25 protein-coding genes are annotated in these 25,122 nt (G+C 60.5%); 1 reads left to right on the forward strand and 24 read right to left on the reverse strand.

The features are described 5' to 3' along the window. Nucleotides 1-141: 141 nt before the first annotated feature. From DW661_RS02250 to DW661_RS02260, 3 genes are all read right to left on the reverse strand, one after another. A complete protein-coding gene (locus tag DW661_RS02250; RefSeq protein WP_118934418.1) occupies nt 142-1,542 on the reverse strand; it encodes a phosphoglucomutase/phosphomannomutase family protein in 1,401 nt (466 codons plus the stop codon). 158 nt (nt 1,543-1,700) lie between these two features. Next, nucleotides 1,701-2,594, reverse strand: a complete 894-nt coding sequence (locus DW661_RS02255) for a homocysteine S-methyltransferase family protein (protein WP_055252635.1) — start codon at nt 2,592-2,594, stop codon at nt 1,701-1,703. Nucleotides 2,595-2,604: 10 nt separating this feature from the next. Further along, nucleotides 2,605-3,027: a metal-dependent transcriptional regulator gene (locus DW661_RS02260; protein WP_089573098.1), complete on the reverse strand. Its 423-nt coding sequence runs from the start codon at nt 3,025-3,027 to the stop codon at nt 2,605-2,607. 120 nt (nt 3,028-3,147) lie between these two features. Between DW661_RS02260 and pepT the strand changes: the two genes are divergently transcribed. Further along, nucleotides 3,148-4,395, forward strand: a complete 1,248-nt coding sequence (gene pepT, locus DW661_RS02265; protein ID WP_118934420.1) for a peptidase T — start codon at nt 3,148-3,150, stop codon at nt 4,393-4,395. A gap of 436 nt (nt 4,396-4,831) precedes the next feature. Here pepT and DW661_RS02270 read toward each other — a convergent pair whose 3' ends face one another. The 21 genes from DW661_RS02270 to DW661_RS02370 all read right to left on the reverse strand — a co-directional run bounded on the left by DW661_RS02270 (nt 4,832) and on the right by DW661_RS02370 (nt 25,116). Then, complete coding sequence (locus DW661_RS02270) at nt 4,832-6,067, reverse strand: LCP family protein (RefSeq protein WP_006235722.1); 1,236 nt, start codon at nt 6,065-6,067, stop codon at nt 4,832-4,834. A gap of 12 nt (nt 6,068-6,079) precedes the next feature. Then, nucleotides 6,080-7,363, reverse strand: coding sequence for a UDP-N-acetylglucosamine 1-carboxyvinyltransferase (gene murA, locus DW661_RS02275; protein ID WP_035138796.1), 1,284 nt, complete (start codon nt 7,361-7,363; stop codon nt 6,080-6,082). A gap of 88 nt (nt 7,364-7,451) precedes the next feature. Beyond that, nucleotides 7,452-7,844 (reverse strand): ATP synthase F1 subunit epsilon, encoded by a 393-nt coding sequence (gene atpC / locus DW661_RS02280; protein WP_006235718.1) that lies wholly within the window; start codon nt 7,842-7,844, stop codon nt 7,452-7,454. Nucleotides 7,845-7,847: 3 nt separating this feature from the next. Next, a complete protein-coding gene (gene atpD / locus DW661_RS02285) occupies nt 7,848-9,302 on the reverse strand; it encodes a F0F1 ATP synthase subunit beta (protein WP_118328836.1) in 1,455 nt (484 codons plus the stop codon). After that, a complete protein-coding gene (gene atpG / locus DW661_RS02290; RefSeq protein ID WP_006235716.1) occupies nt 9,302-10,210 on the reverse strand; it encodes an ATP synthase F1 subunit gamma in 909 nt (302 codons plus the stop codon). The genes atpD and atpG overlap by 1 nt, the downstream gene beginning before the upstream one ends. A 5-nt stretch (nt 10,211-10,215) precedes the next feature. Further along, nucleotides 10,216-11,814, reverse strand: a complete 1,599-nt coding sequence (gene atpA / locus DW661_RS02295) for a F0F1 ATP synthase subunit alpha (RefSeq protein WP_006235714.1) — start codon at nt 11,812-11,814, stop codon at nt 10,216-10,218. Next, nucleotides 11,814-12,290 (reverse strand): FoF1 ATP synthase subunit delta, encoded by a 477-nt coding sequence (locus DW661_RS02300; RefSeq protein WP_006235713.1) that lies wholly within the window; start codon nt 12,288-12,290, stop codon nt 11,814-11,816. The genes atpA and DW661_RS02300 overlap by 1 nt, the downstream gene beginning before the upstream one ends. Next, nucleotides 12,280-12,882, reverse strand: a complete 603-nt coding sequence (gene atpF / locus DW661_RS02305) for a F0F1 ATP synthase subunit B (protein WP_118934423.1) — start codon at nt 12,880-12,882, stop codon at nt 12,280-12,282. Before atpF ends, DW661_RS02300 begins: the two co-directional genes overlap by 11 nt. 15 nt (nt 12,883-12,897) lie before the next feature. Further along, a complete protein-coding gene (locus DW661_RS02310) occupies nt 12,898-13,092 on the reverse strand; it encodes an ATP synthase subunit C (protein WP_022094262.1) in 195 nt (64 codons plus the stop codon). A gap of 124 nt (nt 13,093-13,216) precedes the next feature. After that, a complete protein-coding gene (atpB, locus tag DW661_RS02315) occupies nt 13,217-14,020 on the reverse strand; it encodes a F0F1 ATP synthase subunit A (RefSeq protein ID WP_022094263.1) in 804 nt (267 codons plus the stop codon). Between the two features lie 3 nt (nt 14,021-14,023). Further along, nucleotides 14,024-14,335: a hypothetical protein gene (locus DW661_RS02320; protein ID WP_035138788.1), complete on the reverse strand. Its 312-nt coding sequence runs from the start codon at nt 14,333-14,335 to the stop codon at nt 14,024-14,026. Between the two features lie 283 nt (nt 14,336-14,618). Beyond that, nucleotides 14,619-15,266 carry a uracil phosphoribosyltransferase gene (upp, locus tag DW661_RS02325; RefSeq protein WP_118376863.1) on the reverse strand — a complete coding sequence of 216 codons (648 nt, stop codon included), beginning with the start codon at nt 15,264-15,266 and terminating at the stop codon, nt 14,619-14,621. A gap of 121 nt (nt 15,267-15,387) precedes the next feature. Further along, nucleotides 15,388-16,929 (reverse strand): glycerol kinase GlpK, encoded by a 1,542-nt coding sequence (glpK, locus tag DW661_RS02330; RefSeq protein ID WP_118934425.1) that lies wholly within the window; start codon nt 16,927-16,929, stop codon nt 15,388-15,390. A gap of 13 nt (nt 16,930-16,942) precedes the next feature. Next, the gene (locus DW661_RS02335; RefSeq protein ID WP_118934427.1) at nt 16,943-17,686 is read right to left on the reverse strand and encodes an L-threonylcarbamoyladenylate synthase; all 744 of its coding nucleotides are present in this window, start codon (nt 17,684-17,686) and stop codon (nt 16,943-16,945) included. 134 nt (nt 17,687-17,820) lie between these two features. Beyond that, nucleotides 17,821-18,312 carry a type II toxin-antitoxin system HicB family antitoxin gene (locus tag DW661_RS02340; RefSeq protein WP_147356408.1) on the reverse strand — a complete coding sequence of 164 codons (492 nt, stop codon included), beginning with the start codon at nt 18,310-18,312 and terminating at the stop codon, nt 17,821-17,823. Next, complete coding sequence (locus tag DW661_RS10480) at nt 18,279-18,464, reverse strand: type II toxin-antitoxin system HicA family toxin (protein ID WP_118934431.1); 186 nt, start codon at nt 18,462-18,464, stop codon at nt 18,279-18,281. The genes DW661_RS02340 and DW661_RS10480 overlap by 34 nt, the downstream gene beginning before the upstream one ends. A 68-nt stretch (nt 18,465-18,532) precedes the next feature. Then, nucleotides 18,533-19,783, reverse strand: a complete 1,251-nt coding sequence (locus DW661_RS02350; protein WP_118934433.1) for a HemK/PrmC family methyltransferase — start codon at nt 19,781-19,783, stop codon at nt 18,533-18,535. A 589-nt stretch (nt 19,784-20,372) separates the two neighbouring features. Beyond that, nucleotides 20,373-21,440 carry a peptide chain release factor 1 gene (gene prfA, locus DW661_RS02355; protein WP_055252487.1) on the reverse strand — a complete coding sequence of 356 codons (1,068 nt, stop codon included), beginning with the start codon at nt 21,438-21,440 and terminating at the stop codon, nt 20,373-20,375. Between the two features lie 231 nt (nt 21,441-21,671). Beyond that, nucleotides 21,672-23,087: a M20/M25/M40 family metallo-hydrolase gene (locus tag DW661_RS02360; RefSeq protein WP_117582990.1), complete on the reverse strand. Its 1,416-nt coding sequence runs from the start codon at nt 23,085-23,087 to the stop codon at nt 21,672-21,674. A gap of 72 nt (nt 23,088-23,159) precedes the next feature. Beyond that, nucleotides 23,160-23,945 (reverse strand): amino acid ABC transporter ATP-binding protein, encoded by a 786-nt coding sequence (locus tag DW661_RS02365; RefSeq protein ID WP_089573110.1) that lies wholly within the window; start codon nt 23,943-23,945, stop codon nt 23,160-23,162. A gap of 22 nt (nt 23,946-23,967) precedes the next feature. Beyond that, nucleotides 23,968-25,116, reverse strand: coding sequence for an amino acid ABC transporter permease (locus tag DW661_RS02370; RefSeq protein ID WP_118934435.1), 1,149 nt, complete (start codon nt 25,114-25,116; stop codon nt 23,968-23,970). Between the last annotated feature and the right edge of the window lie 6 nt (nt 25,117-25,122).

Raw genomic sequence — 25,122 nt, forward strand, 5'->3', positions numbered from 1 at the left:
AGATATATTGCCAGACCGGAGGGGCGCCGGGGGCGGGAATCTGGACGCACACATTTCCTACACATATTAAAACCCTGCTTACGTTTGCCAGCCGTTCTCTACCGCTCACCGAGGGCCTCTTTATAGTGAAGCGTCATATGGCTAAAGCTGATAGGCTCCCTTAGCCAAGGCACAGCCGGCATCGAGCAACTCATCGCGCTCCTCCACCGAGAACCCCTCGGCGTATACGCGAACCACCGGTTCGGTCCCGCTGGGGCGGATCAGCAGCCAGGTGTCATCCTCGAATGCCAAACGTAAACCATCCATATGGCTTACAGCCTGCGGCGCCTTGCCGCAAATCGATTTAGGATTCATGCCAGGAAGCAGCGTTCGCAGCGATTCGGCGTCTTCGGCCTCAAGGCGCAAATCGCGACGCCCATAGCTCGTCTTACCAAAACTGGCCTCGAGCTGATCGACCAAAACGCCCAAAGGCGCGCCCGTCTTTGCCATAAGCTCACACAGAATCAGACAAGCAAGGATTCCATCACGCTCAGGCATATGCGCGGCGATGCCGATACCGCCGGCCTCCTCGCCTCCCATGAGGACGCCGCCCTTCTTCATCTCTGCAGCTATATATTTGAAACCGACCGGCTTAACGGTCACACGACAGCCAAGCGCCTCGGCAATGCGACGCACGAGCGTCGAGCACGAGAGATTGACGACGACACGCCCCTCCAAATTGCGGAATTGAACGAGGTCGCCCAAAACAAGCGCCATGATTTGATGCGGATGAATATATCTACCGCGTTCGTCGACCGCACCGATACGGTCGGCATCGCCGTCGGTCACCAGGCCTGCGCACGCCCCGTCCTCGACAACCGCACGCTCGCAAGCGTCCACCCACGGCTCAACAGGGTCGGGGCAAATGTCCTCTTGATCGGACGACTGTCCGGCATGAATCTCGTGCACCTCGACGCCTAGCTCCCGCAGCAGGTCGGCAAGATATCCCTGGGCCGCGCCGCCCATGGGGTCAACTACCACACGCAGGTGAGCGGCTCGAATGGCCTCGGCATCGACAAACGATGCCACCGCCTGCATATAGTCAGGAATAATATCCGCGGTGCGATAGCGTTCCTCGATCCCCATCGGCTCGGGGGCCATAGTCTCTTCGAGCTCTTCGATGACATCCTGATTGGCCGTCGAGCCATCTCCCATGCGCAGCTTAAGGCACAGATACCCCTGCGGATGATGGGATCCCGTCACCATGAGCGCACCGCAGGCCTCGCCGTCATACGCCGCCGCCCACGTAAGGGCGGGGGTCGGAACAGGCCGAGATGCGAGCACTGCGTCCAATCCGTGAGCGGCAAGCACGCCTGCCGCAAGCTCAGCAAACTCGCGCGCCTGCGGCCGGGTGTCGAACCCTATATATACTGTTTTGCCGGGATTGATCTTTTGCCACAACTCGCCGACGGCATCGGCAATGCGGGCAACGTTGTCGGCAGTGAAGTCCTCATCGACGCGAGCGCGCCAACCGTCAGTTCCAAAATGAATTATCGCGCACACGCGCAGACACCTCACAGTGTTTGGATCATGGTACGCATGAGGTATACCCGCGATACACACTCGGCAACCTGCCGGCACCAGCATTCACCATTTGGGCAAATGCTGCCGAGGACATGCAAGCAATAAAAAAACCGCCCCGTATGGAGCGGTTTTGCCCTTTATATATCGAGCGCCTCGGCCATCGCTGCCGTAGTGATTGCCGTGGTTCCACAGCAACTGCCCACCATTGCGGCACCGGCATGTCTCCATTCGATGCATGCGCGCGCGAAAGCTTCGGGGTTCTCGTGCCATACGGGGCCATCCTGAGTCTGGACCGGATCGCCCACGTTGGGACGCACCGTGACGGGAGTAGTCGCCGATGCAACCATCCTGGGCACCGCCGCGTTCGCGGCCGCAAGCGAACAGCAATTAACACCAACCGAGTTTGCGCCGTGTTTTTCGGCGTACAAAACGGCTGCCTCGATGTTGAGGCCATCGCCCAACAGGTCGCCCTTATCGTCAACGACAAAACTCACCAGAACAGGCATGCCGTCGGCGGCATCTCGGGCGCCGGCAAGCATGGGCTGCAAATTACGGATAGACGTCACCGTCTCGATCAGCAGACCGTCAACACCAGCATTGAGCAAGGCGTGCGCCTGTTCGCGCGCAATGCCTCGGATCTCACGAAACTCGGCCGAGTCCTCGGCAAACCACTCAATACCGATCGGACCCATCGAGCCCAGCAGCAGCTGAGGGTGCGCCTGGCGGGCATCGTCGACGGCCCCGCGATTGACCTCCGCCACGGACGGCGCAATCTGGTCGTGCTTGAGGGCATAGCTTGATGCCTGAAAGGTATTGGTAATGAGTACCTGCGCGCCGGCGGCGACATACAAGCGATGGATACGAGAAACGGTCTGCGGCTCTGCCAGATTCCAAAACGCCGGTGGAATATCGGCGGCGTCGTACTCACTCAACAGAACACTGCCCATGGGGCCCTGCGCCAACAAGGTCTCGCTCGACAAGCGGCGCGTAAGTTCCTCGGCACCAAAGCGATTGTAATAACTCGTATCCATATATATCCCGCTATTCCTCGACGCTGATTCCCTGCTTTTCGAGATAGGCGAGCCAGCGGTTCATCGTGTCCTCGGATAGCGCATGCTCCATCATGCAGGCCTCGGAATCGGCTCGCTCAAATTCGACACCGAGCTCCTGAACCAAAAACGTGCGGACGAGGCGATGACGGTACCAGATAGCCGTGCCAACCTCGCGGCCGCGATCGGTCAGGACTACCTTGCCGTAGTGCGATTGCTCGACAAGCTCGGATGCCTTGAGCGCCGAAACCGCTTTATTGACCGATGCCTTGGAGACGCCAAGGCGCTGCGCGATGTCGACCGATCGCACGCCGTTGGTTTCCCCCTCTTCGCTTTCAATGCGAACCATGCACTCCAAGTAGTCTTCGTTCGCCACCGTCAGATGTAGTTCGCGCGAGCTATTTGTCGTATCCATGATCTTCCGTCCCTTCTGCATTCAATGGCTGATTCTACCCCATCCAAGCGTCGCGGTATGCCGTGGCATACCGTGCTAGAGTTCTTGTTGCACACGACGACCAAGATTGGAGCGGTCTTTATGGAAAACACCACCACGAACCCCGATGTCCTCGAGCGCTTTTTGCGCTACGTCCAGATCAACACGCAGTCCGAGGATGCAAACTGCGACCAGGTACCCTCGAGCGTCGTTCAGTTTGACCTTGCCAACGTGCTGGCTGAAGAGCTGCGCGAGCTTGGTGCGGAAGATGTCCACGTGACCGAGCATGCCTATGTCTGCGCGCATATCCCCGCAAGTGCGGGCGCTGAGGACAAGCCCGCCCTTGGCCTGATCGCCCATCTCGACACCACCGAAGTTGCACCGGGCGCCGGCGTGAAGCCGCACATCGTACACTACGAAGGCGGCGACCTGGTCTGCGGCACGGTTGACGGTAAGCCCGTTGCCATGAGTACCGCCAAGCTTCCCGCCCTGAACGACCTCGCGGGTGAGGACCTGGTCTGCAGCGATGGCACCACGCTGCTGGGCGCGGACGACAAGGCAGGCGTCGCCGAGATCATGTCGCTTGTCGCGCGTATCGCTCAGGACCCCTCTCTGCCCCATCCCGCACTCGGCATTTGCTTCTGCCCTGACGAGGAGATCGGTCACGGAGCCGAGCTGCTGGATATCGATACCTTTGGCTGCAAGTACGCCTACACGGTCGACGGCGGCCCCATCGGCGAGCTGGAGTGGGAGTGCTTTAACGCCGCCGAGGCGACTGTCTGCTTTGAGGGCCAGTCCATCCACCCGGGCGACGCTAAGGGCCGTATGGTCAACGCAGGCAATCTGTTCTGCGACTTCAACGCGTTGCTCCCCTACGTGCAGCGTCCGGAGTATACGGAAGGCTACGAGGGCTTTTATCACCTTGAGGGTGTATCTGCGACCGTCGATCACGCCACAGCGCGCTATATCGTCCGCGACCATGACGCCGCCAAGTTCCAGCAGAAACTCGACCTTATTGATGCCGCCGCCTCGATGCTCAACCAGCGTCTGGGTGAGGAGCGCGTGACAGTCGAGATTAAGCAGCAGTATCGAAATATGGCCGAGATCGTTTGTGACTTTCCCGAGCTTATTGATGTTGCCAAGGAAGCCTACCTTGCCTGCGGCGTTGAGCCCCAAGTGCTGCCGATTCGCGGCGGCACCGACGGCGCGCAGCTGTCGTTCCGCGGTCTGCCCTGCCCCAACCTTTCCACCGGCGGCTATTGCTACCACGGCGTCAACGAATTCGTCCCGGTCAGTTCGCTCGTCAAGATGACCGACGTGCTCCAGGAGCTCGTCGCCCGCTTTGCATAAGCCTGGCTGCACAAGTCAAAAAGACGAATCGCCCCGTCCTCAACCAAGAACGGGGCGATTTTTTGCTGCAATGAGAACAGGTTGACGCACGCCAGCCTCTTAACGCAAGGAGTGTCCCTAACTGCCGGCAGAAAAGGAACGTCCCCAAGTGCCGCAAAATGACGAGATCCACTCTCGCTTTGTGGGTAGTCATTGGGGACGTTCTTGTTTGACTAGTCGTTTAAGAACGTCCCCAATGACTACCCAACGACTAGTCCGGACCAAGGCAACGCCGATGTTTTGGCAACGACAGCGAAAACCCGCCAGAGCGAGCAAGGTGCCTTGAAACGAGGCGGCATTGATCTTTTGATCATGCCGCCGAAGTTGAAAGGCAGATTGCCGCTCTGGCGGGTTTGCAGCGTCAACTGGTTACGCGGGCTGGTAAGCCCGCGTAACCCTAATAATTGGCTTCGTAGCCGTTGCCGTCACCGGTGGGCTCTTCGTAGTAGTCCGAATCGCTTGAATCGCTTGAGTCATCGGAATCGTCAGAGCTGACCGATGAGGTTGCGGTACCGTTTGCGTAGTCGTCAGACGTGTTGTTGTTCAGGTCGCCGATCGTAGAGCTGGAACCGTCGGAAAGACCCATGGTGTTGGGACCCTTGGGATCCTTGCCGGCATCGACGCGCTCCATCATTTCCTTGAGCTCGTCCTCGTAGACAAAGACGTAGCTCACACCGTCGATCATGGTGCTGTCGTCGGCGTACGAGGGCAGGTTGGCCGAGTAGATACCGTCGACATCCATACCGCGCATGGCGTTGACCGTAGCCACGATATCCTGAACGCTCATATCGGTTACGAGCATATCGGACAGCGAATTAACCAGGCCAAAGATCTTCGTGGCATCGAAGTTATTGAGAATCTGGTTGGCAAGGGCGCCAAGCACCTGACGCTGGTGGCGCATGCGCGTGTAATCGCCGTCGGCATAGGTGTAGCGACAGCGGGCATAGGTAAGGGCGGTGGCACCGTCCATATGCTGCTGGCCAGCGGTAATCTTAATATCCAGGTGCTCGGGGTCGTCAACATCATCGGTTGCGTTAATGTCGATACCGCCAACCGAATCAATCAGCGCCTGCATACCGTCGAAGCTGACCTCGGCATAGTGGGAAATCTGAACACCGCACAGCTCGTTAACCGCCTCGACCATGGCCTCGGCGCCGCCAACGGTATGGCAGGCGTTGATCTTCATGGTCTCGCCCTTGTACTCGACCTTGGTGTCGCGCGGAACGGAAATGAGCGTCGCCTGCTTTTGCGTGGGGTCGATGCGTGCCAGGATAATCGAGTCGGCACGATACGTATCCTCGCCCGGACGGCCGTCGGTGCCAAGAAGCAGCACGTAGAACGGATCCTTTGCCTCATCGGTGTCAACCAGAACCCGACGCAGATTGTCGGTAATGACATTAGAATCGCCGAGCTTGCCCATAATGGTGGCAAACCACAGGCCGGCAGCGGTAGTGGCACTCAGCAGCACGCCAAGCACGACAATGAGCGCGACGTGACGAATCGTGTGGCTACGACGACGTTGACGAGCGCGCTCGGAATAGCGAGCCACGTTATCGCGACTGTAGATCTTGGCCTGCGCACCAGTTGAGGGTCTTCGGGCGGTGGTATCCGCGAGGGGCTTTTTATTAAACATAGGCAACCTGTATTAGTAGATGACGGGATCGGGGACGGTAGCATGCTCGACATGCGCGCCGAGCGCCTGCAGCTTTTCGACAAACTGCTCGTAGCCGCGCTTGATGTGATGAATGGCCGAAACCTCGGTCGTCCCGTCGGCGATCAAGCCCGCTACGACGAGGGCCGCTCCGCCACGCAGATCGGGCGAGGTAACCTGTGCACCCGAGAAGCCCTTGACGCCATGAATCATGGCATGATGACTCTCGATACGAATGTCGGCACCCATGCGCACCAGCTCAGAGGCAAACATAAAGCGATTCTCGAAGATGTTCTCGGTAATAACGGAACTGCCGTCGGCAAGGGCGGAGAGTACCATAATCTGTGCCTGCATGTCCGTCGGGAAGCCGGGGAACGGAAGCGTCTGGATGTCGACCGGCTTGATACGCTCGGCGCGGTTCACATGGACGCCATCCTCGACGCGCTCGCAATCGATGCCCATGAGCTCCATCTTCTTGAGCACCATGCCCAAGTGAATGGGGCAAAAACCCGTGACGTCGACACCGCGATCGTCGGCCATCAGCGCACCGGCGACGATAAAGGTACCGGCCTCGATGCGGTCGCCCACTACGCGATGGGTAACAGGATGCAGCTCTTCCACGCCCTCGATGGTCACGACGGGCGTGCCGGCGCCGACAATCTTAGCGCCCATCTCGTTGAGCATGTTGGCGAGATCGACGATCTCGGGCTCGCGGGCGGCATTGTCGATAACCGTGGTACCCTGTGCGCGCACAGAGGCCATGATGAGGTTCTCGGTCGCACCGACGCTGGCGAACTCGAGCGTGACGGTGGTACCGCGCAGACCTTGGGGCGCATTAGCGTTGATGTAACCATGGGCGGTATCGAACTCAACGCCCAGGGCCTCAAGACCAAGAATGTGCATATCGATCTTGCGAGCACCCAGGTTGCAGCCGCCCGGCATGGCAATCTTGGCGCGATGGAAGCGACCCAGCAGGGGTCCCATGACGGCGGTGGAAGCACGCATCTTGGCAACGAGCTCGTAGGGGGCCTCCCAAGAATCGACCTGAGAGGTATCAATCTCGAGCGTGTGCTCGTCGAGAACATCGATCGTAGCGCCCATGCCCTTGAGCACCTTGCCCATCACATGGACATCGGAAATATCGGGCACGTTCTGCAGCGTCGTCTTGCCCGGCGCCAGAAGCGTTGCCGCCATGAGTTTGAGCGCGGAGTTCTTGGCGCCCGAGACGGGCACGGAGCCTCCGATGGCGTGGCCACCCTCAACGCGGATAATATCCAAGGTCTACCCTTTCAAAAAGCATGCCCGGGATGGCTGGGCCATCCCGGGCATGATGTGTTCGCAAATGGTCGAACGCTAAATCGTTTGACTATTGGGCAAGCTTGAGCTTACACCATGCGATTTCATTATAGAGGTAGGCGCGGCGTGCATCATCCTCCGACAAATTACCCAGCTTCTCTTCAAAACCTTGAATATCAGCTTTAAGCTTGTCGGCATCGACGGTCGCCAAATCGCAAGCGCGCTCGGCGAGAACGGTCACGACATCGTCCGCAACCTGGGCATAGCCGCCGGCCACGGCAAACGTGTGGTCGACAGTGCCCATGGCCTTATCGGAAACGCGAACGTAACCGCGGTCGATCGTGCAGATCTCGCTGGAGTGAGCAGGCAGAACGCCAAACTCGCCATCCGTGGACGGAATCGACACAAACGCAGCGTCGCCCTCATAGGCGCAGCTCACGGGGCACACGATGCGGATACGCATAACCTACTTCTCCCCCATCTTGCGGGCGCGCTCGCGCACGTCCTCAATCGTGGAAGCATAGCGGAAAGCCTGCTCGGGCAGGTCGTCGGCCTTGCCGTCGACAATCTCGGCGAAAGAGCGGACGGTATCCTCGACGCGGACGTAGACACCGGGGTTGCCGGTGAACTTCTCGGCGACGTGGAAGGACTGCGAGAGGAACTGCTGAATCTTACGGGCACGGTTGACCGTAAGGCGCTGCTCCTCGGACAGCTCGTCCATACCCAGAATGGCGATGATGTCCTGAAGGTCGGAGTACTCCTGCAGGAGCTCCTGGACCTTGACGGCGACACGGTAGTGCTCCTCGCCGACGATCGAGGGATCGAGAGCGTCAGAGGAAGACGCAAGCGGGTCGATAGCCGGGAACAGGCCGAGCGACGAAATGCTACGCGAAAGAACCGTGGTGGCGTCGAGGTGCGTAAACGTCGTGGCAGGCGCCGGGTCGGTCAGGTCGTCTGCGGGGACGTAGACAGCCTGGACGGAGGTAATGGAGCCCGTCTTGGTCGAGGTAATGCGCTCCTGGAGGTCGCCCATCTCGGTTGCCAGCGTGGGCTGGTAACCAACGGCGGACGGCATACGGCCCAGCAGTGCGGAAACCTCGGAACCCGCCTGGGAGAAGCGGAAGATGTTGTCGATGAACAGCAGAACGTCTTGGCCGCGATCACGGAAATACTCAGCGGTGGTAAGGCCGGCCAGACCGATGCGCAGACGCGCTCCGGGCGGCTCGTTCATCTGGCCATAGACCAAGCAGGTCTTGTCGATAACGCCAGACTCGCTCATCTCGAGGAACAGGTCGGTGCCCTCGCGGGTACGCTCGCCGACGCCGGTGAACACCGAGGTGCCGCCGTGCTCCTGCGCGAGGTTGTTGATGAGCTCCTGAATCAGAACGGTCTTGCCGACGCCGGCGCCGCCGAACAGGCCTGTCTTGCCGCCACGGATGTAGGGCTCGAGCAGGTCGACGGCCTTGATGCCGGTCTCGAAGATCTCGGTCTTGGTGGTGAGCTCGTCGAAACGGGGCGCTGCATGGTGGATGGGGTAGAACTCCTCCACCTCGGGCATGGGCTTGCCGTCGACGGGCCTGCCCATGACGTTCCAAATGCGGCCGAGCGTCTTGGGGCCAACGGGCATCTTCATGGGCTCACCGGTATCGGTGGCGATGAGGCCGCGCTGCAGGCCGTCGGTCGAGGACATGGCGACCGTGCGGACGACGCCGCCCGGAAGCTGGCTCTCGACCTCGAGGATCGTGCTCAGATGACCGATCGGGGTCTCGGCCTCGACCGTGAGCGCGTTGTAGATCGGGGGCACCGCGCCGTCAAACTTGACGTCGACGACAGGGCCGATGATTCGCACGATGCGACCATCACCGGCAGTCGTCTTCTTGGTGGCTTCCTCGACCGCAAGCTTTACGGTGTTATTAGCCATTACTGTTCCTCCAATGCTGAGGCTCCGCCGACGATCTCGTTAATCTCGGTCGTGATCGAAGCCTGGCGCACGCGACTATACGTGCGGGTAAGGGTCGAGATGATCGCGGTGGCGTTTTCCGTCGCGGAGTGCATGGCCTTGCGGCGTGCACCCTGCTCGGCAGCCGCCGAATCGATCAGGGCCTGGTAGATGACCGTCAGGATATAAGACGGCACAAGCTTGCCGAGAACATGCTCGGGAGAGGGCACGAACTCGAACGTGGACGAGATGCGCTTAGGGGCGTCGGTCTCGTTCTTACGCGGACCGTGGGCCATAGCGATCATCTCGGGGTCGAGCGGCAACAGATGCTCGACGCGAAGCTCCTGATCCACGCGGTTCTTGGCGTGGTGGTAGACAAGCTCGACACGGTCAAGCTCACCGGCACGATACGCATCGCAGATATGAGAGGAGATCATGCGGGCCTGATTGAAATCGGGCTCAGAGGAGTTGCCCTCAAAGTGCATGACAACGTTTGCGCGGTCACGGAAATACGTGGCCGGCTTACGCCCGCACGCGATGATCTCGCACTCGATGCCGTCGTTCGCCCAAGAAGCGGCGAGCTTTTCGGCCGTGCGCTCCACCGTCGTATTGAAACCGCCGGCAAGGCCGCGGTCCGAGGCAATAACGACAATCAGGCCATGCTTGACGCTCTCATGCTTCTGCAGCATGGGATCGGTGCCCGAACAGGAGGCGTCACCGGCGACCGTCAACATGACGTCGGTCAGCGCCTCCTTATAGGGCTCGGCCTGCTTGGAGCGATCGAGGGCACGACGGATCTTGGCCGTAGAGACCATCTCCATCGTGCGCGTGATCTGCTTGGTCGTGGTAACCGAGGAGATTCGCTTCTTAATGTCGCGAAGGTTGGCCATGGGGCTTAGTTCTCCTCTGATCCAGAAACATCCGAATGGTGCTTGGCCATGAACTGCTGCTTGAAGTCGCCGATGACGCGCAAGAGCTCAGCCTTGGTGTCATCATCGATCTTCTTGGCGCGAACCTTGTCGAGCAGCGAGCCAAAGCCATTGTCCATGTACTCGATGAGCTCGGCACGGAAAGGCAGCACGTCGGCGATCTCCAGGTCATCCAGGAAGCCCTCGTTGCCAGCGAACAGCGTAACGATCTGCTCGCCAACCTCAAACGGCTTGTAACGCGGCTGCTTCAGGAGCTCGGTCATGCGAGCACCGTGGGTCAGCTGCTTCTGAGTAGCCTCGTCGAGGTCGGAGCCGAACTGCGTAAAGCCAGCGAGCTCCTGATAGGAAGCGAGGTCCAGACGGAGGTTGCCGGCGACCTGCTTCATGGCCTTGGTCTGCGCATCGCCACCGACGCGGGACACGGAGATACCCACGTCGACTGCCGGGCGCTGACCCTGGAAGAAGAGCTCGGACTGCAGGTAGATCTGACCATCGGTAATGGAAATGACGTTGGTCGGAATGTAGGCCGAGACGTCGCCGTCCTGGGTTTCGATGATCGGCAGTGCCGTCATGGAGCCGTAGCCGTTCTTCTTGGACATCTTGACGGCACGCTCGAGCAGACGAGAGTGCAGGTAGAAGATGTCGCCAGGATAGGCCTCGCGTCCGGGCGGACGATGCAGCGTCAGCGACATCTGACGGTAGGCCACAGCCTGCTTGGACAGGTCATCGTAGATGACGAGCACGTGGCCGCCGGGGTTGGTCTCGCTGGCGGGCTTGCCGTCCTCGCCGTTGTACATAAAGAACTCGCCAATAGCGGCACCGGCCATAGGCGCGATGTACTGCATAGGGGCGGAATCGGCAGCGGTGGCCGAAACGATGATGGTGTAGTCGAGCGCACCGTGCTGAGCGAGGGTCTCGCGGATGTTGGCAACCGTGGAGGCCTTCTGGCCGATGGCGACATAGATGCAGACCATGCCCTTGCCGCGCTGGTTGAGGATAGCGTCGATGGCGATGGCGGTCTTACCGGTCTTACGGTCACCGATGATGAGCTCACGCTGACCGCGGCCAATAGGCACCATGGAGTCGATAGCGAGCAGACCGGTCTGAACCGGCTCGCACACCGGGGTACGATCGATGACGCCGGGAGCCTTGAACTCGATGGGGCGACGGTGCGTAGCGACGATGTCGCCCAGGCCGTCGATGGGCTGGCCGAGCGGATTGACGACGCGGCCGAGCATGGCACGGCTCACGGGGATATCCATAACGCGGCCAGTGGTGCGGCACTCGTCGCCTTCCTTGATGGAGTCGACGGCACCGAACAGAACGGCGCCGACCTCGTCACGGTCAAGGTTTTGGGCAAGGCCGAAGACGGTCTCACCGGTATCGGAGCTCTTGAACTCCAGAAGCTCGCCTGCCATGGCGCTCTTGAGGCCGGAGACGCGCGCGATGCCGTCGCCTACCTCGTCGACCGTTGAAACCTCATGCGTATCGACCGTCGCGGAGAGGCTCGTGAGCTGCTCCTGCAGTTTCTTGGCGATATCCTGGGCATTGAGGGTTTCGGACATTAGGCTTCACCTCCGTACGAATTAGCAGAGTTTGCGAGGGTCTCCTGCGCGATGCGCAGCTGCGTCTTGACGGAAATGTCACGACGCTCGCCGCGGGCCTCGAGCACCAGGCCGCCCACGATAGACGGGTCGACCTGCTCGATAAGGAATACCTTGCGGCCGAAGTCCTGCTCGCATTTCTTAGTGATGGTTTGACGCAGCTCGTCGTCGAGCGGGATCGCCGTGGTGACGGTCACGCCCACTACATCCTCGTCTTCCTCGGCAACATACTTAAAGGCAGCTGCCACCTTGGGAAGAAGGTCGAGCTGGTCGCGCTTGGACATGGTGTCGAGCACGGCGATGATCTCGGGGCTGGCAGAAGCCAAGCGCTCGATCATCTCGAGGTCCTCGAACACATGGTTCTCGGCCTTAGCGGCTTCCAGAAGGGAGCGCGCATAGGTCTCGAGCACCTTGTCCTGATAGCGGCTAGTCGGCATTCAGGCTACCTGCTTCCTGGATGTAGCGCTCGATGAGCTTCTTCTGCTCGGTCTCGTCCTCGAGTGCCTCGCCCACGATCTTGGTGGCGACGGCAACGGACAGGTCGGCGATGGAGCTCGCGGCACCGGCGTAGATGGACTTGCGCTCGTCCTCGACGGTCGTATGGGCCTTGGCGATAATCTCCTCGGCCTCCTTGTGAGCAGCCTCGATGATACGGGCGCGCTCGGACTCGGCGTCCTTGCGGGCCTCGAGAACGATGTCGGCAGCCTGACGACGGGCGTCGGTGACGATCGAGTCGGACTCAGCGCGCTTGGAGATAGCCTCCTGCTTGGTCTTCTCGGCCTCGTCGAGGCTCTCCTCGATCTTCTTGCCGCGCTCCTCCATGGTTTTCATGATGCCCGGCAGGGCGACCTTGGCCAGCACGATCCAGATAATCAGGAAGGCGATAAGCGCCGGGATGAACTCCGCCATCTTAGGGATGAGGATGTCCGCACCGGCGGCGCCGTCCTCGGCGAACGCGGAAACCGGCATGAGCAGCGCGGCCGCGGACGCGGAGAGTGCGATCGCGCTCTTCTGGGATGAAAGATTCATACTTGACGCTCCGTGCTATTTAACGATCAGCGCGACAACGAAGCCGATCAGAGCCAGAGCCTCGCCGAAGGCGGAGCCCATGATGAAGACGGTGAACACGCGGCCCTGGACCTCAGGCTGACGGGCCATAGCACCCGTAGCACCCAGAGCAGACAGGCCGATAGCAAGACCAGCGCCGATAACACCGAGACCGTAACCGATAACTCCCACGATTCCTCCTTTGTCGTGCGTGTCTTATTTCACGCAGGATAACCTTTTTATAACTGCCGGGCTCCATGGGTACGGGCACCGGCGGTTTAACGAATTGCCTTACCTTTAAGGCGCGAACGGAAGACTACTCCTCCTCCGCGACCTCCTCTGCCTCGGAGACATACACGGCGGTAAGGACCGTGAAGACGTAAGCCTGGATGGCGCCGACCACAAGCTCGATCGCATAGATCAGGATGAGGATGGCAAGCCAGGCCAGCGAAGGCAGGGCGCCGACGGCGTGGGCCGCGGAAACCTGCTGAAGCAGCGGCTGCATGAACATGCTCGCCATGATGGCGAACGAGCCCATGACCACGTGTCCTGCGAACATGTTGCAGAACAGACGGACGGCGAGCGTGATGAGGCGCAGGAAGGTCGAGAAAAGCTCGACGACCCACACGAGCACGTTCATCGGGAAGCTCACGCCCTGCGGGGCGAGGCTCTTGATGTAGCCGATCACGCCGTGAGCCTTGCATCCGTAGTAGATGAAGTACACGAAGGCGAAAATGGCGAGTGCGGCGGTGGAGCCGATTGCGCCGGTGCCGGGCTTCATTCCCGGGATCAGGCCGATCATGTTATTGATCAGGATGAACAGGAAAAGCGAGCACAGGAACGGGAAGTGCTTCTTCCAGTTCTCACCCACGACACCCTTGCCGATATCGTTCTCGACGTACTCGATGATGTACTCGAAACCGTTGACGAAGAAGCCCTTGGGAACCAGGGTCTGCTTCTTCTTGAACACGGCCAGGACGATCAGGAGCACGATCGTGGAGACGATCAGCCAAAACGAGTACTGCGTGATACCGCAGCTCAGATCGCCCACGACAGGGGTGGAGCTGAACTCGCTGACCAGATGATTAATCTCATCAGGCAGCTTTTCAAAAATTTCCACGACTTACCTTTCGACCTCATGAGGATCTCGCAGCGCCTTGGCGACGCGAACCGCGCAGGCGGCCATAAAGGCCACGAAGCCGATCGCCTCGCCCAGGAGGAACATGCGAAATGCCTCTCCGAACAACACAAACACAACCAAGGTAAAGACAAGCAACGCGATTGCCGAGACCGCGAGACTCACCATACCCTTGAGCATGTCCGCATTCTGCTTATCGTCAAGAACCGGCTTGAGCGTAAAGACAAAGGGAAGGAAGGCAATCGCGCCCGCGATGGCACCTGCAACGATAGCGAGCAGATCGGCTATCTGAAACACTGGCGTCCTCACTTTCCTTTTTTATCGCCTCACAGGACAGTTCCCGCCAAACATTGGTGACTATTGTACGAGCCAATCGCTAAAGTACAACCGAAAAAGCATCGGTTAATACGCACCTGTTCGTTTTCTTAAGACCTTCTTTATGCCGCAGGTACGGTAATACGTTTTTTCGCGAACCCCTCTGGGCTAAACGTCCGTTAACAGGAGTGCGCGTGGACGTCTTTTACTCGCCCGCGCGCACCATTTCTTCGTATTTGTGACCGTAGCCGACAAGGCCCGACGACTACAGCGTGCCGTAGATGCGGTCGCCGGCATCGCCCAAGCCGGGGACGATGTAGGCGGCCTCGTTGAGGTGGTCGTCGATGGCGCAGGTATAGATATGCACGTCGGGGTCTTTCTCGGTCAGCGACTTGAGGCCCTCGGGGGCCGCGACGATGCACAGCATGCGGATGTCCTTGACACCGCGCTCGCGCAGGTAGCTGATGGCCATCTCGGCCGAACCGCCCGTGGCGAGCATGGGGTCGACGACCAGGCAGATGCGCTGATCGATATCCTTGGGCATCTTGCAGTAATACTCATGCGGCTCGTGGGTAACCTCGTCGCGCTCCATGCCAATGTGGCCCACGCGGGCAGAAGGCACCAGGTCGAGGATGCCGTCGACCATGCCAAGGCCCGCGCGCAGAATGGGGACGATGGCGAGCTTCTTGCCGGCAAGCTGCTTGAACGTGGCGGTCGTGATGGGAGTCTCGACTTCGACATCCTCCATGGGCAGGTCGCGCATGGCCTCGTAGCCGTCAAAGAGCGCGAGCTCGCGTACGAGCTGGCGGAACTGGTTGGTGCCGGTGCTCTTGTCGCGCAGGATCGACAGCTTATGCTGGACGAGCGGATGATCGACAAGCGTCACGCGGGACGTATCGTAGGTAACGGTCATGGATCTTGCCCCTTTCATTGCGGCCGCAAGATGGCCTTGCTGACATGGCGCGCCGCGGTGCTGTTGCCGCACGCCGTGCATAAGTTTAGCGGTTTGTTGTATCGAGTGCCCCGTCGCAGCCCTATTGAGCGGTGCTGAGCGAACGCCTGACCGCATCGTGCCAACCGTCCAGGTTGTGCTCGCGACGCTCAACGGACATATGGGGATGGAATGTCTTGACGATCTGGGTGTTTTGCTCCAGCTCCTCCAGATCCTCCCAATACCCAACCGCGAGGCCCGCCAGATACGCGGCACCGATCGCCGTTGTCTCCACCGACTCACATTGCAGTACGGGGATATCCAGCAAGTCTGCCTGGAACTGCATGATGAACTCGTTGCGCGAGGCGCCGCCATCGACGGACAGGCGCTCGATCGAAAGACCCACGTCCTGCTCCATGGCACGCAGCACGTCATAGCTCTGATAGGCCATGGACTCGCAAGCGGCACGCACGATGGTCGCGCGACTCGAGGCGCCGGTCAGACCGCATACGATGCCGCGGGCGTGCGCGTCCCACCAAGGAGCACCCAAGCCCGCAAAAGCGGGGACAAAGTAGCATCCCTCGTTATCGCCGATCGAGGAGGCGAGCTGTGCCGATTCGGATACGTTGGAGATAACGCCCATGTTGTCGCGCAGCCAGTTCATCGTTGAGCCGGCGGCAAAAATAGAGCCCTCGAGCGCATAGCTGACCTTGCCGTTCGCAGCGATACCGATGGTGGAGACCAGGCCATTCTTGGATTCGACGATCTCGTCGCCGGTGTTCATGAGCATAAAGCAGCCCGTGCCATAGGTGTTTTTGGTCTGGCCGGGATGGAAGCAGCAGTGACCGAACAGCGATGCCTGCTGGTCGCCCGCCACACCCATGATGGGCGGCATGTTGGTCATGATGTCGCTCGCGACGCGGCCGTAGTCACCGGCGCTCCAACGGACCTCGGGCATCATGGCACGCGGGATGTCGAAGAGAGCCAGCAGGTCATCGTCCCAGTCCAGCGTATGAATATTGAAGAGCGCCGTGCGGCTGGCGTTGGTGTAGTCGGTGGCGAAGGTTTGGCCGCCGGTGAGGTTATAGATGAGCCAGGTATCGATGGTGCCAAACATGAGGTCGCCCGCTGCCGCGCTCTCGCGCGCGCCGTCGACGTTGTCGAGAATCCACTGCACCTTGGAGGCCGAGAAATACGGGTCGAGCGTAAGTCCCGTGCGGGAACGCACCAGCTCCTCGCAGCCCTGCTCGGCCAGTTTATCGATTGTCGAGGCGGTGCGGCGACACTGCCAAACGATGGCGTTGTAGATAGGCTGGCCACTCACGCGGTCCCACACCACCGTGGTCTCGCGCTGGTTGGAGATACCGATGGCGGCGATGCGATCGGAATGGATGCCGCTCTTAAACTGGACCTCCATCATCACGCCGATCTGGCTGGCAAGCACCTCCGTGGGATCCTGCTCCACCCAGCCGGGGCACGGGAAGCTGGTTTTGACGCTACGACGCGCCTGGGCGACGATGCAGCCGTACTCGTCGACGATGGTCGCGAGTACCGAGGTGGTGCCGCAGTCGAGCGCCATGATGTAGGAACCGCCAAAGCTAAACGAGGCGTCTTCCATACCCAGGCTACCTAGATTCAACGACATCGCTTACACCTTTCTATTGCATCGGGTCGGACAGGACCCGCTCGATCTCTGATGCGGGAAGTGCGCCTTGGCGCAGGATCTGGAGCTCGCCATGCTTAAACGTCACGATGGTCGAAGCATCGCGGCACGGCGTCTCGCCCGCGTCGACGGCCACATCGACCCCCTCCAGAATACGGTCCTCAACGGCGGCAAAGCTTGCCGGCGCGGGCGCGCCGTGCGTGTTGGCGCTGGTGCAGGCAAGCGGACTGCCACAAGTACGGATGAGCGCCTGCACCACGGGCGAGGCCGACGCGCGAAGGGCCACCGTATCGTCGGCGGCGCGCATAAAGGTCGGCACGCAGGGCGCCGCCTTGACCACGATAGTCAGGGCGCCCGGCCAGCATCGTCGCGCGAGTACGCGAGCCTCTTCGGGGATATCCACGCCATAGCGGTCGAGTGCTTCGGCATTATCAACCAGCCAGGCGACCGTTTGGGTGAGCTTGCGCTGCTTGAGGGTAAAGATGCGGCGGTAGCCGGTACCGAGCGCAGGGACCGCGGCGCCATTGACGACAGCCTGCGGATCGCGCGGCCACGATGGGAATTCGCTTGTATCTTGGGGTACGGCGTCCGAGAAGGCGTTGACTGCCACGGCGACACCGTAGACGGTCTCGGTCGGGATCAAGGCCAGGCCGCCGCAGCCGAGCACCTCGGCCGTGCGCTCGACGGCGAGCCGATGCGGCTCGCGCGTTCCCTCGTATACCCGATAGACCGTCTGCATGTGTATGCCAGCCCCTTACGCTCTGGTGAAAGTTTGTTTACTGAGGGGCATTCTCGCACGAAACATTCAGCCTATTTGCCCAGAGCGCATGTTGGTTTGGTGAGCGGCTCTAGTAGTCGGTGAAAGTGAGGGGGTTATTGGACTGCGACGAACTTCTTTGGCCTGCCGGCGTGGCATCTTTGGGCGGCGTAGCGCTCGATGCTGTCTATCGTTATCATCCGACGGCCGTCGACGAGTTCAACATCGAGTTTTCCGGCTTTGACCAGCGCGGTAATCCGCGGAGCGGAGACTTTGAGGTCCAGCGCTGCATCTTTAAATGTTCGGCACGCCGCTTCCCGAGCGTCCTCGTGGTCGATTTCGACTGAAAGGGCCACGACCTCGGCCGAGCGTTCGTACCCTGCCGGAGTCAAACCGTTGTTGAGGTCGTCGGCCAAAAACGCCATCAGCGCCTCGGTGGCATGGGTAATCGCTTCTTCGCGCGTATCGCCATCGGCAAAGGCGCCGGGAAGCTGCGGGAAGCTGGCGCAGTAACCGTCGTCTTCTTTTATGAGAACGCAGTCATAGGTAAATCGCTGCCTCATTTTGCCTCCAACTACCATCCAGCTTGGCGACGAATACTTGCCCACGTGCCCTTCTTTGGTCGATCACCACCAGAGCCGTTCACGGTGACAACACGATCGCCAGAAACATACTTAGCATGACTACCGACTTGCGCGACCTTCACGAATCCATCGTGCTTGAGTAGGGCAATGATATCCCGAAAGGTAGGAGGTTGCATGGGCCGACCTCTTTCAGCCGTCCTAATTATAAACTACTTTATAATTTTTGCTAACCAGTTAATAAATATTACTGGCGCTGTTTGGGCTCGGTGACGATGGCTCGGACGATGCGGGGGCGATCGGTGAGGTCGCGGACGATGCACACGTCCGACAGACCCGCTTGACGACAGAGCTCGGCCGCGGCATCGAGGGCGCCCTCGTAGAGCTCGCAGGCAAAGAGGCCGCCGGCGCGCAACATGTAGGGCGCCGCGTTGAGCAGGCGGCGGAAGATGTCCAGGCCGTCGGCGCCACCCTCGAGCGCCAGATCGGGCTCAAAGTCCTTGACCTCGTGCGGCAGCGAGCGCATGACATCGGTGGGGATGTAGGGCGGGTTGGAGACGAGTACGTCAAAGGTGCCCCACTCTTCACGGGGAATGGAGCTCACCAGGTTCGTGAGACTGAAGGCGACCTCGTCGGACGTGAGGCCAAGCGCATCGCGGTTTTTGGTAGCAAGGTCGATGGCGCGCGGCTCGATATCGGTAGCAGTGCAGGTGACGTGGCCGCGACGCTCCCAGGCGATCGAGAGCGAGATACAGCCCGTGCCGCAGCCGACCTCGAGAACGCGGGCAGTGCGGGGCTCGGCTGGGGCAGGCGAAGCGGCATCCTGAGCTGAAGCCGTCTCCTGGTCGGCACCCTCGATGGCGATGCCGTATTCGTCGAGCTCGGACTCGGCGGCTTCCGCGACTTCGGCTTCTGCTGCCTGCGCGGCGGCCTCCTCGGCCTCGCGGTCGGCCAGCTCCTCGGCATAGGCACGGCTGCCGAGCACGTCGCTACCCAGCGCAGCCTCATCGGCGGCCGTCAGGTTGGCGGCACGGCGCTCGGCGGTCGCGCGTTCGTCTGCCAGCGCGGCCTCAGCCTTGCGTGCCTCCTCGACCTCATCGTTCCAAGGCAGCTCAACACGCTGACGGGCAGCAGCCTCGGGGCTCAGCACCTCGGCATCCAGATAATTGAGGACTTCCTCGACGAGCATCTCGGTCTCGGGACGCGGAATGAGCACACCGGGGGCGCACGCGACGTCGATCATGCGAAACTGCGTGCTGCCCGTGATGTATTGCAGCGGTTCACCTTTAGCGCGACGAACAACGGCCGCGTGCATGGTCTCGAGCTGAGCCGCGTTAAGCGTCTCGTCCATGCGCATATATAAGTCGATGCGTACCAAACCCGTGGCAGCGCAGAGCAGCCACTCGGCAGAAAGACGGGGGTGCTCCTCGCCGCGCTCGGCCAGGTACTCCTTGGTCCACTCGAGACAGCGCTTGATGGTCCAAATCTCGTTTGCCATGGGGCCCTCCCCTCTTAAGCGCCGGACGGCGCGCGAATGTCGGAGCAGATTGTACGCGAGGCCAGCGCTTGGCAAGGGACGATTGAAGGCGATTATCGAGAATCAGCCCAGAATTTTGCTTGGAACCTGCCTGAAATGTTCATTCGTCGACGTCTAAATCTGCATTCGTCAAGCTTTTGGCAAGGTTGACCCAAAACTGACCAATATCTAACCAAGAACTTGCCACATCGCTTGACGCGCGACCCATCAAAAATCGCCCCGCGACTTCTTGAACGATTTTTCGAGCAATATTTTCAATAGCAGATATATGCCGTCAATTACCTTAAGCAGGTAAGCAGCTCAAATGCCATAACAGCCGACTGAATAAAATATCAAGGCAATGTCACCAATGACTCCCTACGAATCATTTGACAACCAAGGAAACGCCGATGTTTTGGCAATGTCAGCGAGCGACGTCCAGAGCGAACAAGTTGGCATGAAAAAGGCAAGGCATAGACCTTCTGGTCATGCCTTGCCTTTTGAATGACAAATTGTCGCTCTGGGCGGCGCGCAGCGTCGAGTCGTTACGCGGTTTGTAAAACCGCGTAACCTACACGGCCTGTGCCAGCTTCTCGGCTCGCTCGGCGGCGGCGAGTGCCTCGATGACCGTGCCGAGCTGGTCGCCCAGGAGGACGCCGTTGTAGGTGGAATTGAAGCCGATGCGGTGATCGGTCACGCGGTCCTGGGGCTGGTTGTAGGTGCGGATCTTCTCGGAACGGTTGCCGTGGCCGATCTGGCTCTGGCGCTCGGCACCGAGCTCTGCCTGCTGCTTCTCGAGCTCCATCTCGTACAGGCGGGCGCGCAGCATCTGCATGCAGACCTCGCGGTTCTGGATCTGGGAGCGCTGTTCCTGCGACTGCACCACGGTGTTGGTGGGAAGGTGGGTGATGCGCACGGCGGAATAAGTGGTGTTAACGCACTGACCGCCAGGGCCGGAGGCGCAGTAGGTGTCGATGCGCAGGTCGGACTGGTTGATCTGGACGTCGATCTCCTCGGCCTCGGGAAGCACGGCGACAGTTGCCGTGGAGGTCTGGATACGGCCCTGGGACTCGGTCTTGGGAACGCGCTGGACGCGGTGCACGCCGGACTCGAACTTCATGACGGAGTAGACGCGGTCGCCCTCGACCTTGAACTCAATGGACTTAAAGCCGCCGGCCTCGCTGGGGCTGGAGTCGAGCACGGTGGTCTTCCAGCCGCGCGACTCGCAGAAGCGCTGATACATCTTGTACAGGTCGCCGGCGAAGATGGCCGCCTCGTCGCCACCGGCGGCGGAGCGAATCTCGACGATGGTGTTCTTGTCGTCGTTGGGGTCGCTCGGGATGAGCATGTACTTGATGTCTTCCTCGAGCTGGGGAAGCTTGGCCTCGTTTTCGGAGATGTCCATCTGGAGCATCTCCTTCTCATCGGCATCGGTAGTATCGTGGAGCATTTCCTTGGCAGCCTCGATGTCATCGAGCGCGCCGATGTACTCGCGCGAGGCAGCGATGAGGTCGGACTGGTGCGCGTACTCCTTGTTGAGACGCGTGAACTCCTTGATATCGGAGGCGACGGCTGGGTCGGAAAGCTTCTTCTCGAGCTCCTCGTAGGCCTTGATGATCTTTTCGAGCTTGTCGCGCATGACGGACTCCTTTTATATGCGTGAAGGTGAAAATCGGCAGAATTGATGGGGCGCGGGGCGCCGCTGCGGGGGTAAAGCCCGGCTAGAACATGTCGATCTTCAGATACATGCGCATCCCTTCGCGTATGGGGGTACATAGTTGCGGTCTAACCCATACATGATAGCGTGCGCAGGCAAACCTGCATACAACCCGCACGGAATCCGACAAAGGGAGAGTCCCTTTGTCGGATTCTAGAGCGTATGGAGCAGGGCGATGAGGAAGCGAACACCCTGGAGGTAGGCGCGGCGGGTGATGCGCTCGTTGGTGCCGTGGACGCCGCGGTCGCACTCGTCATCGTCGACCACAAACGCCGAAAAACGAATGCATTCGGAGCAAATGTGCTGGTAGTTGGCAGCGTCGGTCGCGCCGATCACGGTCGAGGGGACAATCGCCAACGGCTCGGATGATCCGTTTTCCTCCGTCCCCTTTGGATCGCAGAAATAGCGGGCGGCGATGGAGCGAACCGCCTCGAGGCCGGGACCACCGATGCGCGGGGACGGCGAGGGCTCGGAGCTGCCGGGGCCCAGCTCCACTTCGACACGACCGGCAAGGTCCGCCCCGGCAACCGCCTCACGGCAGCGCGCCACAACGTCGGCCACGCTCGTGCCCTCGAGCATGCGGAAGTTAATGTTGGCCCACATATCCTGCGGCATCACGTTGGCGCCGGCGCTGCCTCCCTCGATCTGCGTGGGCGCGCAGGTGGTCGTCACCAGCGGATAGAGCTTCTTGCTGGCGAGGCAATCGCGGACAATGGCGCCCCCGTTGGCGGCAATCTCATCCGCCGTGTAGAGCCCCAGCTCGACAAGCTGCGCGGCAAGCAGATCGGTCACGCGCGTCGGCCACTCGATATCGCAGATTGCGGCGATGGCACGGCTGAGCACCTCGAGCGACGTGCCGCCGTAGGGGTTAGACGAATGCCCGCCCGCGCTCTTCGTCTTGAGCACGATATCGGCATAGCCCTTTTCGGCCAGGTCGGCATGCATAAGCCAGCCCTCGCCCGCGCCGTACTCGGCAGCCGAAACAATACGGTAGTCGCCCTCGTCGATCAGGAACTCGAGCTCAACACCGCGCTCCTCGAGCACGCGGCCGATAGCTCCAGCGCCGTACTGCGTGGTTTCCTCGTCCTGGCCAAAGGCGAGCAACAGCGAACGCTTGTGCTCCCAACCGTGCGCCAATGCATACTCAACCGCCTCGAGAATGCCTGCGACCTGATCCTTCATGTCGATAGCGCCGCGGCCCCAAATGTAGGTGTCGTCCACGTGCCCGCTAAAGGGGGCGTGCGTCCAGTCGGCCTCGGTACCCGGCACCACGGGGACCACGTCCATGTGGCCCATGAGCATAACAGGATTGAGAGCAGGGTCGGAGCCGACAAGCGTCACCAACAGCGAGTGGTCGATAAGCTCGACCTCGCCCGCCGCAAACACGCGCGGCCAGGCCTGCTGCATATAGGCGCGCAGGTCGTCGAAGGGCTGCCAGTCCACCGCCTCGGCATCCATGCTCGAAATGGTCGGAAACGACAGCACGCGGCCCAAGCGCTCGCACGCGCTGACCTCGTCTATATCGGCAAAATCGTCCTCATGCGCAAAGAAGCGCCAAACCTCGGCCATGACATCCTTTCGATTGTGACGACAAAGGCCGCCCCACGGGAGCGGCCCTGCAACGTAAGCGTTTGCGGTCGGTTATTTGTCCTCGAGATAGCGAGAGAGGAACTCACGAGTGCGCTGGTGTTTGGGGTTGCCGAAGAGCTCGGCCGGCGCGGCATCCTCGAGCACCACGCCCTTGTCCATAAAGACCACGCGGTCGGACACCGTGCGGGCAAAGGCCATCTCGTGCGTGACGACGACCATGGTCATGCCGTCGGCGGCGAGCTTGCGCATGACCTCGAGCACCTCGCCCACGATCTCGGGGTCGAGCGCGGAGGTCGGCTCGTCGAACAGCATGATCTGCGGATTCATACATAGGGCACGAGCGATGGCCACGCGCTGTTTTTGACCACCGGACAGGCGGCCAACGGCGGCGTGCGCGAACTTTTCGAGTCCCACGCTCGTCAGATGCTCCATCGCGACCTTCTCGGCCTCGGCCTTGCTCATCTTTTTGAGCGTGACGGGCGCGAGCGTGCAGTTGTCGAGCACATCCATGTTGTTGAACAGGTTAAAGCCCTGGAACACCATGCCGATGTCCTCGCGCAATTTGTTGATGTTGCAGCGCTCGGCCGTGAGGTCCTGGCCGTGGAACCAGATGTGGCCCGCGTCCGGGGTCTCGAGCAGGTTGAGGCAGCGCAGGAAGGTCGATTTGCCCGAGCCCGAGGCGCCGATGATGGTGACAACCTCACCGGAATTGACGGACAGGTCGATGCCCTTGAGCACCTCGAGTGAGCCAAAGCTCTTGCGCAGGCCCTCGACGCGGATAAGCGGCTCTTGGTTTTGCACGGCTGCCGCAGTGCCGGTAGTGGCGGTATCTGCCATGATGATTCTCCTCGTCTTGCGCCTAGTTGGAGCTGGGCAGCGTGGCAGGGGCCTCGGCGCCCAGCTTTTTGCCAAAGGCTTCGAGCAGGCGGCTCGCCACGAGTGTCAGGATCAGGTAGACCACGAGCGCCACGCAGTAGACCTCCATCTGGCGGTAGTACACGCCGGCGACCGTGGTAGTAGCGTACATAAGGTCGAACACGCCGATGACCGAGAGCACCGACGAGTCCTTAATGTTGATGATGAGCTCGTTGGTGAGCGCCGGAATCGCGTTTTTAATGCCTTGGGGGAACACGACTTTGCGCATGGCCTGCCACTGCGACAGGCCCAGCGAGCGCGCTGCCTCGGCCTGGCCGGGATCGATGGACTCGATGCCGCCGCGCAGGACCTCCATCATGTAGGCGGTGGAGTTGAGCGAGATGGTGACGAGGCCGGCGGTGAAGGTACTCCAGATCTGGTTGGCCTGAGCGGTCTCGAAGCCCATGCCGCGCAAAACGGTAAAGCCCGCGTAATAGATGAGCAGGCCCTGGACCATCATGGGCGTGCCGCGCACGATGGTGGAGTAGATGGTCGCAAAGCCGCGGCCGATACTCTTAAAGAAGCGCACCAGGTCGTTGTCCACGCGGTCAAAGGTCTGAATACGCAGGAACACAAAGAGCAGCGCCAGGAAGAATGCGATGACGGTACCGAAGGTCGCAAGCGCGATGGTGATCTCGATACCGCGGATAAAGAAGTCGCCACTCTTGTAGGTCATGTAGACCAGGCTCGACAAAAAGTCGCTGGGGTTGGAATCCGAGACAATGCTCACCTGCACCAGGTCGATAAACGACATGACGCAGCGGTCGATAAAGAAGATCGCCGCGATAGCGACCACAACATAGCTACCCAGGCGCGCGCCGCGGCGGAAACGCTCGAATGCGAACGGCGACTTTTCGCGATAGTCACTCCAGTGCATAAGCTTGGTGACAAGCGCCGCTGCCGACACGACAATCCAGGCCCAAAGAATCGCCCAAAGGCAATCCTGGAAGATACCGGTGGGGGCTAAGAAGCTCAGCGGTGTGGGGTTGCGCTGGCTAAACGCCAGGCCGAGCGCCGCGATGACGCTCGTGCCCAGGTATACATAACGGTGGTCGGCCTTGATAAAGGAGGCCAGACGGTTGATGGCTTTCATGCTGCC

The organism is Collinsella sp. AM24-1, from assembly GCF_003470325.1.
Classification (GTDB): Bacteria; Actinomycetota; Coriobacteriia; order Coriobacteriales; family Coriobacteriaceae; genus Collinsella.

Excerpts from the sequence above, each read along its gene's own strand:
- DW661_RS02255 (WP_055252635.1), bottom strand. The coding sequence starts at position 2,594 with ATGGATACGAGTTATTACAATCGCTTTGGTGCCGAGGAACTTACGCGC.
- DW661_RS02260 (WP_089573098.1), bottom strand. The coding sequence starts at position 3,027 with ATGGATACGACAAATAGCTCGCGCGAACTACATCTGACGGTGGCGAAC.
- pepT (WP_118934420.1), top strand. The coding sequence starts at position 3,148 with ATGGAAAACACCACCACGAACCCCGATGTCCTCGAGCGCTTTTTGCGC.
- DW661_RS02270 (WP_006235722.1), bottom strand. The coding sequence starts at position 6,067 with ATGTTTAATAAAAAGCCCCTCGCGGATACCACCGCCCGAAGACCCTCA.
- atpC (WP_006235718.1), bottom strand. The coding sequence starts at position 7,844 with ATGCGTATCCGCATCGTGTGCCCCGTGAGCTGCGCCTATGAGGGCGAC.
- atpD (WP_118328836.1), bottom strand. The coding sequence starts at position 9,302 with ATGGCTAATAACACCGTAAAGCTTGCGGTCGAGGAAGCCACCAAGAAG.
- atpG (WP_006235716.1), bottom strand. The coding sequence starts at position 10,210 with ATGGCCAACCTTCGCGACATTAAGAAGCGAATCTCCTCGGTTACCACG.
- atpA (WP_006235714.1), bottom strand. The coding sequence starts at position 11,814 with ATGTCCGAAACCCTCAATGCCCAGGATATCGCCAAGAAACTGCAGGAG.
- DW661_RS02300 (WP_006235713.1), bottom strand. The coding sequence starts at position 12,290 with ATGCCGACTAGCCGCTATCAGGACAAGGTGCTCGAGACCTATGCGCGC.
- atpF (WP_118934423.1), bottom strand. The coding sequence starts at position 12,882 with ATGAATCTTTCATCCCAGAAGAGCGCGATCGCACTCTCCGCGTCCGCG.
- upp (WP_118376863.1), bottom strand. The coding sequence starts at position 15,266 with ATGACCGTTACCTACGATACGTCCCGCGTGACGCTTGTCGATCATCCG.
- glpK (WP_118934425.1), bottom strand. The coding sequence starts at position 16,929 with ATGTCGTTGAATCTAGGTAGCCTGGGTATGGAAGACGCCTCGTTTAGC.
- DW661_RS02335 (WP_118934427.1), bottom strand. The coding sequence starts at position 17,686 with ATGCAGACGGTCTATCGGGTATACGAGGGAACGCGCGAGCCGCATCGG.
- DW661_RS10480 (WP_118934431.1), bottom strand. The coding sequence starts at position 18,464 with ATGCAACCTCCTACCTTTCGGGATATCATTGCCCTACTCAAGCACGAT.
- DW661_RS02350 (WP_118934433.1), bottom strand. The coding sequence starts at position 19,783 with ATGGCAAACGAGATTTGGACCATCAAGCGCTGTCTCGAGTGGACCAAG.
- prfA (WP_055252487.1), bottom strand. The coding sequence starts at position 21,440 with ATGCGCGACAAGCTCGAAAAGATCATCAAGGCCTACGAGGAGCTCGAG.
- DW661_RS02360 (WP_117582990.1), bottom strand. The coding sequence starts at position 23,087 with ATGGCCGAGGTTTGGCGCTTCTTTGCGCATGAGGACGATTTTGCCGAT.
- DW661_RS02365 (WP_089573110.1), bottom strand. The coding sequence starts at position 23,945 with ATGGCAGATACCGCCACTACCGGCACTGCGGCAGCCGTGCAAAACCAA.
- DW661_RS02370 (WP_118934435.1), bottom strand. The coding sequence starts at position 25,116 with ATGAAAGCCATCAACCGTCTGGCCTCCTTTATCAAGGCCGACCACCGT.